At 39.2% G+C, this 14,934-nt stretch carries 11 protein-coding genes and 1 pseudogene; 4 read left to right on the top strand and 8 right to left on the bottom strand.

Annotated features, from left to right (window positions below; translation table 11 throughout):
* Positions 1-16: 16 nt before the first annotated feature.
* The 3 genes from malQ to FQT67_RS04185 all read right to left on the bottom strand — a co-directional run bounded on the left by malQ (position 17) and on the right by FQT67_RS04185 (position 3,884).
* Positions 17-1,513, bottom strand: a complete 1,497-nt coding sequence (malQ, locus tag FQT67_RS04195) for a 4-alpha-glucanotransferase (protein WP_046177107.1) — start codon at positions 1,511-1,513, stop codon at positions 17-19.
* Between the two features lie 118 nt (positions 1,514-1,631).
* Positions 1,632-2,651: a LacI family DNA-binding transcriptional regulator gene (locus tag FQT67_RS04190; RefSeq protein ID WP_003051308.1), complete on the bottom strand. Its 1,020-nt coding sequence runs from the start codon at positions 2,649-2,651 to the stop codon at positions 1,632-1,634.
* Positions 2,652-2,861: 210 nt separating this feature from the next.
* Positions 2,862-3,884 (bottom strand): IS30 family transposase, encoded by a 1,023-nt coding sequence (locus tag FQT67_RS04185; protein ID WP_143936370.1) that lies wholly within the window; start codon positions 3,882-3,884, stop codon positions 2,862-2,864.
* Positions 3,885-4,072: 188 nt separating this feature from the next.
* Here FQT67_RS04185 and FQT67_RS04180 point away from each other — a divergent pair, with 188 nt between their 5' ends.
* The 4 genes from FQT67_RS04180 (at position 4,073) to FQT67_RS04165 (ending at position 8,774) form a co-directional block, all read left to right on the top strand.
* A complete protein-coding gene (locus tag FQT67_RS04180; RefSeq protein WP_003060926.1) occupies positions 4,073-5,326 on the top strand; it encodes an extracellular solute-binding protein in 1,254 nt (417 codons plus the stop codon).
* 280 nt (positions 5,327-5,606) lie between these two features.
* A complete protein-coding gene (locus FQT67_RS04175) occupies positions 5,607-6,968 on the top strand; it encodes a sugar ABC transporter permease (protein ID WP_003057790.1) in 1,362 nt (453 codons plus the stop codon).
* Positions 6,968-7,804 (top strand): sugar ABC transporter permease, encoded by an 837-nt coding sequence (locus FQT67_RS04170; protein WP_003051318.1) that lies wholly within the window; start codon positions 6,968-6,970, stop codon positions 7,802-7,804. Before FQT67_RS04175 ends, FQT67_RS04170 begins: the two co-directional genes overlap by 1 nt.
* A 172-nt stretch (positions 7,805-7,976) precedes the next feature.
* Positions 7,977-8,774, top strand: coding sequence for a LacI family DNA-binding transcriptional regulator (locus tag FQT67_RS04165; protein ID WP_003057787.1), 798 nt, complete (start codon positions 7,977-7,979; stop codon positions 8,772-8,774).
* 72 nt (positions 8,775-8,846) lie between these two features.
* Here FQT67_RS04165 and FQT67_RS10870 read toward each other — a convergent pair whose 3' ends face one another.
* The 5 genes and pseudogenes from FQT67_RS10870 to FQT67_RS04140 all read right to left on the bottom strand — a co-directional run bounded on the left by FQT67_RS10870 (position 8,847) and on the right by FQT67_RS04140 (position 14,862).
* Positions 8,847-9,674, bottom strand: coding sequence for a DUF1189 domain-containing protein (locus FQT67_RS10870; RefSeq protein WP_115256842.1), 828 nt, complete (start codon positions 9,672-9,674; stop codon positions 8,847-8,849).
* Between the two features lie 21 nt (positions 9,675-9,695).
* Positions 9,696-10,498 (bottom strand): annotated as a pseudogene (locus FQT67_RS04155) (sugar ABC transporter permease).
* 63 nt (positions 10,499-10,561) lie between these two features.
* On the bottom strand, positions 10,562-11,584 hold the full coding sequence (locus FQT67_RS04150) for an IS30 family transposase (protein WP_172601561.1): 1,023 nt from the start codon (positions 11,582-11,584) through the stop codon (positions 10,562-10,564).
* Positions 11,585-11,731: 147 nt separating this feature from the next.
* Positions 11,732-13,036 (bottom strand): sugar ABC transporter permease, encoded by a 1,305-nt coding sequence (locus FQT67_RS04145; protein ID WP_046176895.1) that lies wholly within the window; start codon positions 13,034-13,036, stop codon positions 11,732-11,734.
* Positions 13,037-13,158: 122 nt separating this feature from the next.
* Positions 13,159-14,862 carry a glycoside hydrolase family 13 protein gene (locus tag FQT67_RS04140; RefSeq protein ID WP_003062376.1) on the bottom strand — a complete coding sequence of 568 codons (1,704 nt, stop codon included), beginning with the start codon at positions 14,860-14,862 and terminating at the stop codon, positions 13,159-13,161.
* Positions 14,863-14,934 lie beyond the last annotated feature (72 nt).

The following is a 14,934-nucleotide window of genomic DNA, read 5'->3' as shown; positions in this document are numbered from 1 at the left end:
TATTGTTCTCTTATCATTAATGATTGACGCGATCGTATAATTCTGTCAAATGTGTCAAGTAGGCTTTGTGCTCTTCGGTGATATCTCCTTCAAGCATCCGCCATTGCCAATTGCCACCCACGGTATTTGGCATGTTCATGCGGCTTTCTGCCCCCTTATCAAGCAAGTCTTGCATGCACAAGATAGCCGTATCACTAACTGTTGCAAAAATCGTGCGCAACATGGCTTGTGTAATACTTTCATCTGCACCTTTGTGGAGGTAGTCATTCACAAAAGTAACTTGTTCTTCCGTAAGGTTTGCATACCAACCATTAACCACTTCGTTATCATGCGTACCAGTATAAACCACACAGTTACGATCATAATGATGTGGTAAATCACTGCTTTGGCTGGTAATGTCAAAAAGGCCAAATTCTAAAATCTTCATTCCTGGAAAGGCTGTTGAGGCTAATAGCTGCTCTGCCTTTTCATCAATATAACCAAGGTTTTCTGCGATGATAGGCAGTTCTCCTAAAGCCTCACGAACTGCCGCAAACAAAGCAAGTCCCGGAGCTGATTCCCAATGTCCATTTCGAGCAGTTGTGTCGCCACCAGGAATTTCCCAGAAATCTGAAAAGCCTTTAAAGTGATCAATTCTCAAATAGTCATATAATTTGAAACTTTCTTGAATACGGTAAATCCACCAAGCAAAGTTGGATGCTTCATGGGCTGCCCAATTGTAAATCGGATTCCCCCAAAGTTGACCATCTTCACTAAAGCCATCTGCAGGAACTCCAGCGATAAAGAGTGGGTTTTTATCCTCGTCCACTTTAAACAAGTCTGGCATTGTCCAAACTTCCACACTATCTGCAGAAACATAGATTGGCATATCACCAATAATCTCAATGCCATTATCATTGGCATACGCTTTTAAGGCCAACCATTGTTGGTAGAAGAAATATTGACAGACTTTATGGTAGTGAATACTTTCAGCAAGTAACTCACGGTAATGATGCAAGGCTGCTTCTTCGCGTTTCACAATTGCACTGTCATCCCATTCTTGTAGGGCCTTATTTTGAAAGTGTTCTTTCAATGACATGAACTCGGCAAAGTCACCCAACCAACTCGCTTCTGCTTCAAAAGCTGCCAATTCTTTGACGGCTTCTTTAGTTGCAAGAAAGGCTTGGACCGCTTTTTCTAATAAGGGGCGTCTTGCCTGAAAAATCTGAGCATAGTCAACCACCTCAAGGTCAGAACCAAAATCAACGCCAACGAGATCAGCTTCCTGCAAGTAGCCGTCTGCAACAAGTAATTCAAGATCGATAAAATGAGTATTACCTGCAATAGCTGAAAATGATTGGTAAGGTGAATCCCCATAACTTGTCGTTGTTAAAGGTAGAATCTGCCAATAAGTTTGTTTGGTTTCTTTTAGGAAATCAACAAAGTCAAAAGCTGCCTTCCCGAAAGTTCCAATTCCGGTCTTACCAGGAAGGGAACTAATATGCATTAAGATACCGCTTGCACGTTTATTCATTCATTTTTCTCCTCATGAAATCTAGTTATGATGAAATTATAACGCAACCGTTTGCGTAAGTCAACCTCTTTCGCAAAAAAAGTAGCATTTCTAAGAAATGCTACTGGTCGTTTATACCTTATTCATTAATATTACGGACACTCTCACGCTTTTTCAAGGTAAAAGGAACAAAGATTTTTTGGCTAAGGCTCTGCTCTTTCGAATTGATGATATCTAGCAGCTGTTTAAAGGAAGTTTTACCAAGATTGTCAACATTGATATCAAAGGTAGTTAAATAAGGGTGAATCAACTTGGCATAGCTTGAATTATTAAAGGTAATGATAGAAACATCATCGGGTACCTTAATGCCATAAAAAGAAAGTAATTGAACCATGCGCACTGATAAGACATCTCCGATAACAACTAAAGCTGTCGCCTTAAAGTCACGAATACCCTCGATAACATTTTGCACACTAACGGGATCTTTTCGGTCAAATAACAGCATGGGTTTAGTCTCTAATGACAATTTTAAGCAACCTTTTAAATAACCGATGTAACGTTCTGATGCAACCTCGGAGACAAGATCATCTGTGATAAACAAAATCTGACGATGCCCTTTTTGATAGAGGTGATCTACTGCGGTTTTAGCCATTAATTGATTATCATTATCAATATAGGTAATTTTATTGGCATCTCCTTCTGGAGCTCCCACAATAACAAAAGGAATTTTATTGGTCATCAAATAGTTTCTGACCGGGTCTTCTTGATCAGAATAAAGAATAATAAACCCATCAACCCGCTTTTGCAGATGCATCAACTTTACTTGCCCCAGCAAATCCTCTAAAGACATCCCTGTTGCAATAGAAACCGTAAAGTGTTGCTTTTTGGCTTCATTAGTAATGGTGGATAAAATTTCCATGAAGAAGGGCTCACTCAATCGGTCACTGGTCGTAATAGGTGGAAAAACCAATCCAATATTATGCGTTAACCCACTGGCAAGCATTTGCGCAGCAACATTCGGAACATAGCCCAAATCAGCCATCGCTTTTCGAACTTTCTCCTTGGTTTTTTGAGAAATAGAACGATTATCTTTTAATACCCTACTCACGGTTGAGGGATTAACACCCGCTTTTTGGGCGACATCTTTAATTGTTACCATATTAACCTCGTTGTTGTATGTTCCCAAGATAATCCATACCTCAGGCCTTTTCTCTAGTGTTTTGTTTCCATTATACAGTTATCTTTTAAAAAATCAACTTCCATTTGAAGCTTTTTTCAAGTTCCAAGATGTATTCCTAATTCTTTTTAAAAAATTCGCAAGTTGTCAAGTCAAGTGCAACCAGTTCATAGATAACTAGAGTTCCAGAGGTTAAGTTGTTCGGGCTAGCTCAAACAGGAATGTTGAGGATTGATATTGAAGAAGTCGTCTTGGGCGCTCATTGATGGCTGTAAGATAATTGTCAAGTTCTTCAGAGGTTAGTGGATTAAGTGAGATTCCTTTAGGGACATATTCTCTGAGGAGGCCATTGAAGTTCTCGTTTGTTCCTCTCTCATGTGAAGAATAGGGATGTGCAAAGTAAACGTCAACAGCTTCTAGGTTTGAGAGTAAACTAAACTCAGAACCATTATCTGCTGTGATGGATGCAATAGGATACTGACTGATGAGATGCGTGACAGCGCGGTTAATGGTTTGGGACTGCTTGTCTTCTAGCTTAACTCCTAGTGCATAGCGTGTCTGGCGCTCTACCAAAGTCAACATAACAGCTTCACCTTTGGTTTTCTTGCCGAGAATCAAATCAATCTCCCAATGCCCAAATTCAGAACGATCATTAATATATTCTGGACGTTCTTCGATAGATTTACCTAAAGTCTTCTTATTCGTTTTCATGACTTTCTTAGAACGTTTTCTGATACTAACCATCTTAGGCAAATCGATTGGTTTAATAGCTAACAACCCCTCTTTGATATAACGATAAATCGTTTTGGTAGAGGGGACGACTTCTTCAGGATGGTTTACTTTGTAAGTCTGAACAAAACTATCCACACTATGGAGACGAATGTTAGCCGTCAAGGCAGATTCTAATTGTGCAATGAACCTAGCGGAGCAGCCATTCAATTTGAGGTAAGAACTCTTTTGACGATTGGTTTCATAGACACGTTGTCCACTATCAGCAAAATAGGCGTTGAAGAAGGTTTGTTTTCCATTCTTATCCTTTACCTGATCTACTGAACCACGTTTTATTTCTCGGCAGATTGTAGAACGGTGACGACCCAGGAGTCGAGCAATCTCAACGGGTTTCTTTCCCATTTTGAGATAAGCAGCAATTTCACCCCGTTCTGTGGCTGAAAGATGAGAATAGGAGGATTTTCTGGTAGAATTAATATTAGACATGTTCATCTGCTTTCCATACTGAATTGGGGAATTCTAGTATATCAGACAAACATGTCTTTTTTGTTGCACTTCATTTTACAACGCGGGTTTTTAAAAAATTTCAACTTTTTTTAAAAAAAGGCTTGACTTTTTCTGCAAGCGGTTGCATAATAATAAGTGTAAGAAATATATCTTAGGAGGAAACAGCTATGAAATCATGGCAAAAAGTTATCGTCGGCGGTGCAAGTTTGACACTTGCAAGTACCTTATTAGTGGGATGCGGATCTGCTTCAAAAGATAAAATGGATTCAGCGTCAAGCTCTGATTCAAAAACCATCAAACTTTGGGTTCCAACTGGAGCGAAAAAATCATACGCAGATATCGTTGCTAAATTTGAAAAAGATTCTGGTTACACTGTTAAAGTGGTTGAATCAGAAGATCCAAAAGCACAAGAAAAAATCAAAAAAGATGCTTCTACTGCTGCCGATGTCTTCTCACTTCCTCATGACCAACTTGGTCAACTTGTAGAATCTGGTACTATCCAAGAAGTTCCAGAAGAATACACTAAAGAAATCGCTGCAACTGCTACTGACCAAGCGATTGTCGGTGCTCAATACAAAGGAAAAACGTATGCTTTCCCATTTGGTATTGAATCACAAGTTCTTTTCTACAATAAATCAAAATTAGCTGCTGAAGATGTTGCTTCATATGATACTATTACAACAAAAGCAACCTTTGGTGGTACCTTCAAACAAGCAAATGCTTATGCTACTGGTCCATTGTTCATGTCTGTTGGTAACACTTTGTTCGGTGAAAACGGTGAAGATGTTAAAGGCACTAACTGGGGTAACGAAAAAGGTGTTGCTGTTCTTAAATGGATTGCAGACCAAGCATCAAATAAAGGTTTTGTTAACTTAGATGCTAACAATGTCATGTCTAAGTTTGGTGACGGCTCAGTCGCATCATTTGAATCAGGACCATGGGATTACGAAGCTGCTCAAAAAGCTATCGGTAAAGAAAACCTAGGTATCGCTGCTTATCCAAAAGTAACCATCGGTGGCGAAACTGTTCAACAAAAAGCATTCTTGGGTGTTAAACTTTACGCAGTTAACCAAGCACCAGCTAAAGGAGATACAAAACGTATCGCTGCTAGCTACAAACTTGCTTCATATTTAACAAATGCTGAAAGCCAAGAAAACCAATTCAAGACTCGTAACATTGTTCCAGCTAACAAAGAAGTTCAATCTTCAGAAGCTGTTCAATCAAACGAACTTGCTAAAACTGTTATCACAATGGGTTCTTCTTCAGAATACACTGTCGTAATGCCAAAACTTAGCCAAATGGGAACTTTCTGGACTGAAAGCGCAGCTATCCTTAGCGACACCTTCAATGGTAAAATCAAAGAAGGCGATTACCTTGCTAAATTGCAACAATTTGACAAAGACATCGCTGCAACAAAATAATCTTATCTCGTTTTACTAATACCATATGAAAACAAGCACAGAGGTGAGTAACTTCTAGATGCCATCTGGTCTACTCATCTTTTGGGAGTGGAACTGAGCTCCATCACGTTTTGTTGGGGTTTAGTCCCACTCCTACTTGTTTTTGATGTTATGTAAGTAGCCTAGTGCTACTTAAATTTTTAACCACTTAAAGGTTTACGTAACACTTAGCTATTTGTTTTTAACAAGAGATATAACCTGATTTACCGACTCTGGTATCCTAAAATAAAGGAGAATCTATATGACTCAGTCAAGCTTGACACCACAAGTATCTGTGGCAGAAGCCCTAAAAAAAGGAAGTTGGGATATTAAGCTCTCTGCTATTATCATGGGATTTGCTAATCTCGCCAACAAGCAATTTGTCAAAGGGACACTATTTTTGCTTAGCGAATTGGTATTCCTAATCGCTTTTGTTTCTCAAATCATTCCTGCTATTGGAGGCCTCTTCACTCTTGGGACCCAAACCCAAGGCATGACCACTAAGACTATTGATGGCATCAAAATCCAAGTTGCCGTTGATGGAGATAACTCCATGCTAATGCTTATTTTTGGATTAGCATCACTCATCTTCTGCCTCGTTTTTGCTTACATTTACTGGTGTAACCTCAAAAGCGCTCGTAACCTCTACCTTCTCAAACAAGAGGGTCAGAAAATCCCAAGTTTCAAGGAAGATTTTGTGACACTTGCCAATGGTCGTTTCCATATGACTTTAATGGCTATCCCACTGATTGGTGTGCTTTTATTCACCATTCTTCCTTTGATTTACATGATCTGTTTGGCCTTTACCAATTTTGATCATAATCACTTGCCTCCAAAATCTTTATTTGATTGGGTTGGTTTAGCTAACTTTGGTAATATTTTAAGTGGCCGTATGGCAGGAACTTTCTTCCCTGTCTTCTCATGGACTTTGATTTGGGCTGTTTTTGCGACAGTGACCAACTTCTTCTTTGGTATTGTCTTAGCCCTATTAATCAATACCAAGGGTCTAAAATGGAAAAAAATGTGGCGTACAATCTTTGTGATTACCATTGCTGTTCCTCAGTTTATCTCATTATTGATTATGCGGAACTTACTCAACGATGAAGGTCCACTCAATGCCCTTCTTAATAAAATCGGCTTGATTCACGATCCACTTCCATTTTTATCTGATCCTCTTTGGGCAAAATTTTCTATTATTTTCGTTAACATGTGGATTGGTATCCCTTTCACCATGTTGATTGCGACTGGGATCATCATGAACCTACCAAGCGAACAAATTGAGGCTGCTGAAATTGATGGCGCTAGCAAATTCCAAGTCTTCAAGTCTATCACGTTCCCTCAAATTCTCTTGATCATGACACCAAACTTGATTCAACAATTTATCGGAAATATCAATAACTTTAACGTCATTTACCTCCTTACTGGTGGTGGTCCAACGAATTCAGAATACTATCAAGCAGGAACTACAGACCTCCTCGTGACCTGGCTCTATAAATTAACTGTTACTGCTGCTGACTATAATTTAGCGTCAGTTATCGGTATCTTAATCTTTACGGTCTCAGCTATCTTTAGCTTACTTGCCTATACTCGAACAGCATCATACAAGGAAGGAGCAGCTAAATAATGAAAAACAAACGTCGATTTCAACTTGGCCTCGTTTATGCCACTTTAATCATTCTCTCAATCATTTGGCTCTTCCCAATTGCTTGGGTCCTTCTGACAAGTTTCCGTGGTGAAGGGACAGCCTATGTGAATTATTTCATTCCAAAAACTTTCACATTAGATCACTACATCAAGCTTTTTACCAATGAGACTTTCCCATTTGGCAGATGGTTCTTGAACACCTTTGTAGTAGCGACCTTTACTTGTATCATTTCAACCTTTATCACTGTTGCTATGGCCTATTCACTCAGCCGTATCAAGTTTAAATTCCGCAATCGCTTCTTGAAGCTGGCCCTTATTTTAAATATGTTCCCTGGTTTCATGAGCATGATTGCTATCTACTACATCTTGAAAGCTTTGGGGCTTACACAAACCTTGACAGCTCTTGTTCTGGTGTATTCAGCAGGTGCTGCTCTAGGCTTCTACATTGCTAAAGGATTCTTTGATACTATTCCTTACTCGCTCGATGAATCAGCTATGATCGATGGAGCTACCCGGATGGATATTTTCTTCAAGATTACCCTACCTTTGTCAAAACCTATTATTGTTTATACTGCTCTTCTAGCTTTCATGGGACCTTGGATTGACTTTATCTTTGCCCAAGTTATCTTAGGAGATGCTACAAGCAAATACACCGTTGCTATCGGTCTCTTTTCAATGCTTCAGCCAGATACCATTAACAACTGGTTTATGGCCTTCACTGCTGGTTCTGTCTTAATTGCCGTCCCAATCACTCTCCTCTTCATGTTTATGCAAAAATACTATGTTGAAGGAATTACAGGCGGTTCTGTTAAATAACTTACCAACATACCAAACCTTCTAGGGGCCAGTTCCTTAGAAGGTTTTTAACAAACAAGCTGATAGCTGACCTGTTACTCACTTTTACAAAAAGTTATAGAAATGCCCATCTTATCACCAAGACCTTGAGCCTTTCCTTGACTTTTATCCTTAATTCGGATATAACAAGACTATGACATCTAAAGTTACCATTAAAGATATTGCACGAGAAGCTGGTGTTTCTGTAGCCACTGTTTCTTACGTGTTAAATCAACGAAACGATCAGAAGATTAGCGAAGAAACTCGCAATAAAGTATTACACATCACTAACCTCCTGAACTATACCCCAAATCAAGCAGCCCGTTCTCTGGTGACTCGTCAGTCCAACAGTGTTGTTCTTTATTACAAATACACTGACTCTATCCTGACCAGAGCAGAGCAACTACATACCATTAGCTGCTTATCACGATTGTTGCATGAACAGGACTATCAGCTCGTTTGCCTTAATGAAGATAGTATTGGAAAATTTGACTGGGCTGACCTCATTCTGACCTTAGATATTGAAAATGATACCTTTTACAAAATCGGGAAACTTAATTTCAAGCCCTTAATTGCTATTGATAGCTTTGTTAATGACCCTCTCTTCTTCCAAATTAACACAGATTACGCAAACCTAAAAGACCAAGCAGATCAGTTTTTTAAGGATGAACCTTATACCCTGCTGACTCTCCCTATCAACAATCAAGAACGGTATGAGGCTATCTCCACCCTTTTTCCAAGCCTACATGTGGTTGACGACATGAGGGAGTTGCCTCGCTTTGAAAAGGAAAATCTTTTACTCATTGATGAGAGCTTGGACCAATTCTTTGTGAACTCTTCGCAAAAACTCTACTGCCCACGTTTTTCCCCAAAAAAAGGGCAAGTTATCTTAGAGGCCATCGAGTGGGCCAAACAACGACAACTCAACAAAAATCATAATCTTCTCGTCTAATAGCACACAAAACCCCTTGCACTTCAACTGAAGTGCAAGGGGTTTTGATATGACATCGGTGTCAGAGTTCTCTTAGGATGGTAACGAATCTCTAAACTGTGTTTTGTAGAACACCCAGGTCAGCATTAATAAGGTACCAAATACTTGGCAATTCATAATCAATACGGGATCCTGAATAAAGAAACTAAGAGCAATTGCCAATAGACTTGGCCAGGCCAAACAATTGACCATCAAACCAAGACCTTCTGAAAAATTTCGAATCATAAACAGCCGTGATCGTTTGGTCAAGGTCAAAAAGAAAGCGCCTAGACCAATCACAATAAGGGTGCCCACATACACCATGAGAACAAACGTCAACAGAAGAAAACCAAGTACACTGGCTTTATTACTGTCATACCATTGCTGATTGACAAAGTCCTTCACTGCTTTAACTGTTGTGAGGTCGGCGAGCGACTGCTGCTGGCCTCTAACGTGAGCACGGAGTTCCTTGCCTTCAGGGGTAACAAAACGCCATTCTTTTTTTGTCACAATAATTTGCCTGGTTGATTCTGATGCCAATTTCTCTAAATCGACCTTTGTCGGTAAGACAGCCAAAAACAATTCACCATCTCGTCGAATCAGAGATTGACCCTGAAAGGTATTTTCCTCAACCTTTCCTTGGGTCAATGCGTGATAGGTTTTGTCTGTGATAGGCGACAAACTCTTAGTTACAATCCGTTCCAAGGGATACGTTGTCATGTTAGCATAGTGTAACGTAACTGGAATCATTATTAAGGCGTTCAAAAAAACAATAATAAGAAGGTTTTGCCACCAAGTAAACTGAGCTCGGCTGGCAAACATTGCCCTAGGAGAAAGGCAATGTGAAATGTAAGAAATAGGAAATTGTTTTTTATCTGGCATTAAACATTACTCCTTGTCAGGTTACCCTTTGGTACCACCACTTGTTAAACCTGAAACGAAATTTTTCTGTAGGAAGAAAAAGAGAACTGAAATAGGCACTGCAATCAGAATAGCTCCCGCAGCAAATAAGGTTACCTTAGGATTTCTAGCATCATTCGTAATAAACGATTGAAGACCAACTGCTACCGTATAATTTTCTTGCTCCCGTAAAAGGAATTTAGTCAACATGAAGTCTCCAAAAGGACCCATAAAAGCCCATAAGGATTGTACTGCAATCATTGGTCGCACAAGTGGAAGGACAATTTGGTAGAAGGTCCTAAAGTGTCCAGAACCATCTAACTTAGCAGATTCGTTCAAGTCATAAGGTACCGTGTCAAAATAACCCTTCATCAACTAGGCATTCATTGGAATACCACCACCGACGTAAATCAAAATCAAGAACCAGTATTGGTTTAAGGCATTAAAGAGCCAAGCCATAACAAAGTAAGCCGTTAAAGCCGCCATGGTAGGAACCATCTGTACGACTAGGAAAAAGATTAAACTTTTTTGCGTCCAAAGAAATTGTAACGGCTATATGCATAACCTGTCAAAGTGATGACTGTTACTTGTATGAGCATGGTGAAGAATGCCACGATTAAGGTATTCCAATACCATCTTAAGTATAAGGTATCTTGAAAGAGTGTTTTAAAGTTAAACAAAGTCCATGGCCCATCAAAATGAAAACTAAAGGCTGTGGTATTTCCTGGTCTAAAAGCTGAACTGACCGTCACTAGTATCGGGAATAAAATCACGATCGCTAAGGAGATTAGATAGAGATAGGTCAATAATTGGGTCGCAAGTTGTCAAGTCAAGTGCAACCAGTTCATAGATAACTAGAGTTCCAGAGGTTAAGTTGTTCGGGCTAGCTCAAACAGGAATGTTGAGGATTGATATTGAAGAAGTCGTCTTGGGCGCTCATTGATGGCTGTAAGATAATTGTCAAGTTCTTCAGAGGTTAGTGGATTAAGTGAGATTCCTTTAGGGACATATTCTCTGAGGAGGCCATTGAAGTTCTCGTTTGTTCCTCTCTCATGTGAAGAATAGGGATGTGCAAAGTAAACGTCAACAGCTTCTAGGTTTGAGAGTAAACTAAACTCAGAACCATTATCTGCTGTGATGGATGCAATAGGATACTGACTGATGAGATGCGTGACAGCGCGGTTAATGGTTTGGGACTGCTTGTCTTCTAGCTTAACTCCTAGTGCATAGCGTGTCTGGCGCTCTACCAAAGTCAACATAACAGCTTCACCTTTGGTTTTCTTGCCGAGAATCAAATCAATCTCCCAATGCCCAAATTCAGAACGATCATTAATATATTCTGGACGTTCTTCGATAGATTTACCTAAAGTCTTCTTATTCGTTTTCATGACTTTCTTAGAACGTTTTCTGATACTAACCATCTTAGGCAAATCGATTGGTTTAATAGCTAACAACCCCTCTTTGATATAACGATAAATCGTTTTGGTAGAAGGGACGACTTCTTCAGGATGGTTTACTTTGTAAGTCTGAACAAAACTATCCACACTATGGAGACGAATGTTAGCCGTCAAGGCAGATTCTAATTGTGCAATGAACCTAGCGGAGCAGCCATTCAATTTGAGGTAAGAACTCTTTTGACGATTGGTTTCATAGACACGTTGTCCACTATCAGCAAAATAGGCGTTGAAGAAGGTTTGTTTTCCATTCTTATCCTTTACCTGTTCTACTGAACAACGTTTTATTTCTCGGCAGATTGTAGAACAGTGACAACCCAGGAGTCGAGCAATATCAACGGGTTGCTCTCTCATTTTAAGATAAGCAGCAATTTCACCCCGTTCTGTGGCTGAAAGATGAGAATAGGAGGATTTTCTGGTAGAATTAATATTAGACATGTTCATCTGCTTTCCATACTGAATTGGGGAATTCTAGTATATCAGACAAACATGTCTTTTTTGTTGCACTTCATTTTACAACGCGGGTCAATAATTGGGTGAAGAAACGTTTGCGTTTCATGGATGTTGAAACATAGGTCTTTCTCATTATCTCTCCTCCATATCAAAAGCTTTAAATATCTTAAAGGTAATCAAGGATACCGAAATCACTATTACAGAGATGATTAAGGTTACTGCCGACGCCATCGAAAACTGAGGTGAGGTTTGTGTGGTTAACTTGTAAATCCAGGAAATGAGGATATCAGTTGTCCCAGCTCCGCCCCCAACAGTACCAGGCCCCCCATTATTAAACAGATAAATAATAGAGAAATTATTGAAGTTAAAAGTGTACTGTGCAATCAGCGTCGGTGCTGCAACCGCAAAAATCATTGGCATGGTGATATGACGGAATTTCTGCAAGACTGTCACACCATCAACGGTTGCTGCTTCGTATAAATCAGCTGGAATTGCCTGTAAAATACCTGATACCAAAATATAGATATAGGGAAATCCTAGCCAACCTTGAACCATAATAACAGCCACTTTTGTCCAGAAGGGGTCTGTCTTCCAAGGCACAATTCCGAAGTCAACGAAAGGAAGGAATTTCTCGATGAAAGGAAGAACCTGAACATTCATGGCCCCAATGGAATCATTAAAGAAATTACCAAAACTCATAATAGAGATAAAGGCTGGAACAGCCCATGGTAACAAGAATATCACACCAAAGAGACGTTTTCCTCTGATAAAGGATTGATTAGCAATAACAGCCGTTGCAATTCCAATAACAATTTGAAGACTTGTCGCTGCTAATGTCCAGATTAGCGTCCATGACAAAACAGACGTAAATGCTGTTTTGAAGGTGCTTAATTCTAAGATATTAAGAAAGTTCTTCAATCCTACCCAATCCAATAAACGATACGGAGGAATGTGCCTAAAATCGTAATTGGTAAAAGCAATCAGCAAGGTCACTAAAACTGGAAAAATAATAGCGAAAGCCATTGCTAAATAAGCCGGAATGATGAGCAAGTAAGGAAATCCTTTTTCATAAATCGTTTCAAGGGTCTCTTTAGCCGTCACCGGAACCTTCTTGCCTTCATTCATTTGACGAGCAACTAATTTAGCATCTCTCATAGCAACCAAATGAAAAATAACAAATAAGGCTAGGATAATTAATTGCATGGCCCCCTTAATTAACATAAATAAGGAGTGATCTTGCATTGGAACACTTCCAAGACTGTAAAGACCTGTTAAAGCAGGAATTCCTAGAACTACAATTTCTAGTAGTTCTAGCAAGAAAACAACTAATAAGATTCCCCCTTTAACGATTTGTTTATTGTATAGTTGTCCCAAGCCTGGGATAACAGATAGCCACATGGCTTTATTAGGCTTCTGTTGTCTTTGGTTATCTACCATTTTTTATTCCTCTTTTCATAAACAATTAAGTGACTCCTCTTACTCAATGGCCTGCTTTTTCAGGTGAGCACCTAACCACTTATGTCACAATATAATCATGTTTTCCATTTAAAATGGGACTCTTAGTTAGACATCACGACATAGCCACCTTGAAGCAATTGGGCATTCTCTCTATCTACCCCATTACCGGTTAACACTTGTCCCTTATCCTTAATAGGATAAGCACTCTCTCCATTGTTAAGAACAAGTGTAATGCTTTGCTCACCTAAGCTGCGTTTCAGAATGAAGCAATCTCCGTCATGATCAATGCTAATAGCTCCTTCTTGAAGAGCTGGCTGTTGGCGAAGAGCAATAATCGCTTTTACTTTGCTAAAGAAATCCTTGTCCCGCTCAGCATCATCCCAAGGAAAACCGCGACGAGAATCAGGGTCGTAGCCCCCTTTCATTGCCACTTCTGTCCCATAATACAAGCAAGGAATGCCCATAAAGGTAAAGAGCAATGCTAAAGCAGCTAACAATTTATCTTTGGAACCCTTAACTTGAGTGAAGAAACGATGCGTATCATGAGAATCCAAAAGATTCAAGTTCATGCGATTGACTTGCCAAGTGTTTCGCATCAAAATGTTGCTTAATTTCTCAGCCAATTGTTTTGATGTCATGGTTTCAAAAGCAAAGTAATCCAAACAGGCTTTGGTGAAAGCATAATTCATAATACCGTCATATTGATCCCCTGCCAAATAAGGATAGGCATCATGCCAGTTCTCCCCAATTAAAATAGCATTTGCTTTTTCAGCTTTAACCGCCTGACGGAAACGTCGCCAAAAATCATGAGATACTTCATCAGAAACATCTAGGCGCCAACCATCGATACCAAATTCTTTAATCCAGTATCGCCCAATCTCAATCAGATAGTCTTGAACATCTCTATTTGAGGTATTCCATTTAGGCATATAGTTACATCCAGCAAATGTCTCATAATTGACCAGTTCCATAGATGGGTGTTCATCATGAGTCATAAACCAATCAAAAAACTTAGACTCTTTACCGTATCTCAAGACATCCTGAAATTCCACGGCATCACTGCTGGCATGGTTAAAGACAGCATCTAAGATAATCTTGATTCCCATTTGGTGAGCTAAATCAATCAATTCTTGCAAATCATATTTAGTTCCAAATTGTGGATCAATAGCGTAGTAATCACTAATATCATATTTGTGATTACTAATGGATTGAAAAATTGGCGTTAAATAGATGACATTAATCCCTAAATCTTTGAGGTAATCTAATTTTTCTGTAATCCCCTTTAAATCTCCACCAGCAAAACTTTTAGGAGTCGGTTTTTCTAACCAACCCATGTTGACATAACTGTCATCTTTTTCCCAATCCCCACGGTTAAAGCGATCAACAAAGATTTGATAAAAAACCGCGTCTTCTGTCCAAGGGATGACCTGATGAACATCAACAGCATTGATATAAGGCATTTGGAAGAAATTATAAAACCCATTTGAAAAATCGTAACTAGTGGTTAACCCATCTTCACTAAAATAATAGGTTTGACCTTCTTCTTCAATTTTAAAAATATAAGCCAATCTCACATCGTCTAATGTTAAAGTGGTTTCATAATAGGCATGCGTATGGTCTGTATAGGCAACTGACATTTCCAATTCTTCTTGGAATTCATGATAACCATATTTAGGCCCGTGGACCAAATTAACAGTAATATCTTTATCTTCTTTGGCCACACGTAATCGGATGACAAGTTCCTTTTGAGATAAGGCAAAGCAATACCTCGAATCTGGAATATGTAACATTCCGGCAATATTCATTTCTACCTCCATTAATAAAGTATTGACGGCTACTTCTTTTTCTTTAAAACGAAAAAATAGCAGAACGACTCA

The sequence above is a fragment of the Streptococcus sp. NCTC 11567 genome (assembly GCF_902141215.1).
Lineage (GTDB): Bacteria > Bacillota > Bacilli > Lactobacillales > Streptococcaceae > Streptococcus > Streptococcus dysgalactiae.
This window is presented reverse-complemented; position numbering and strand designations above follow the sequence as displayed.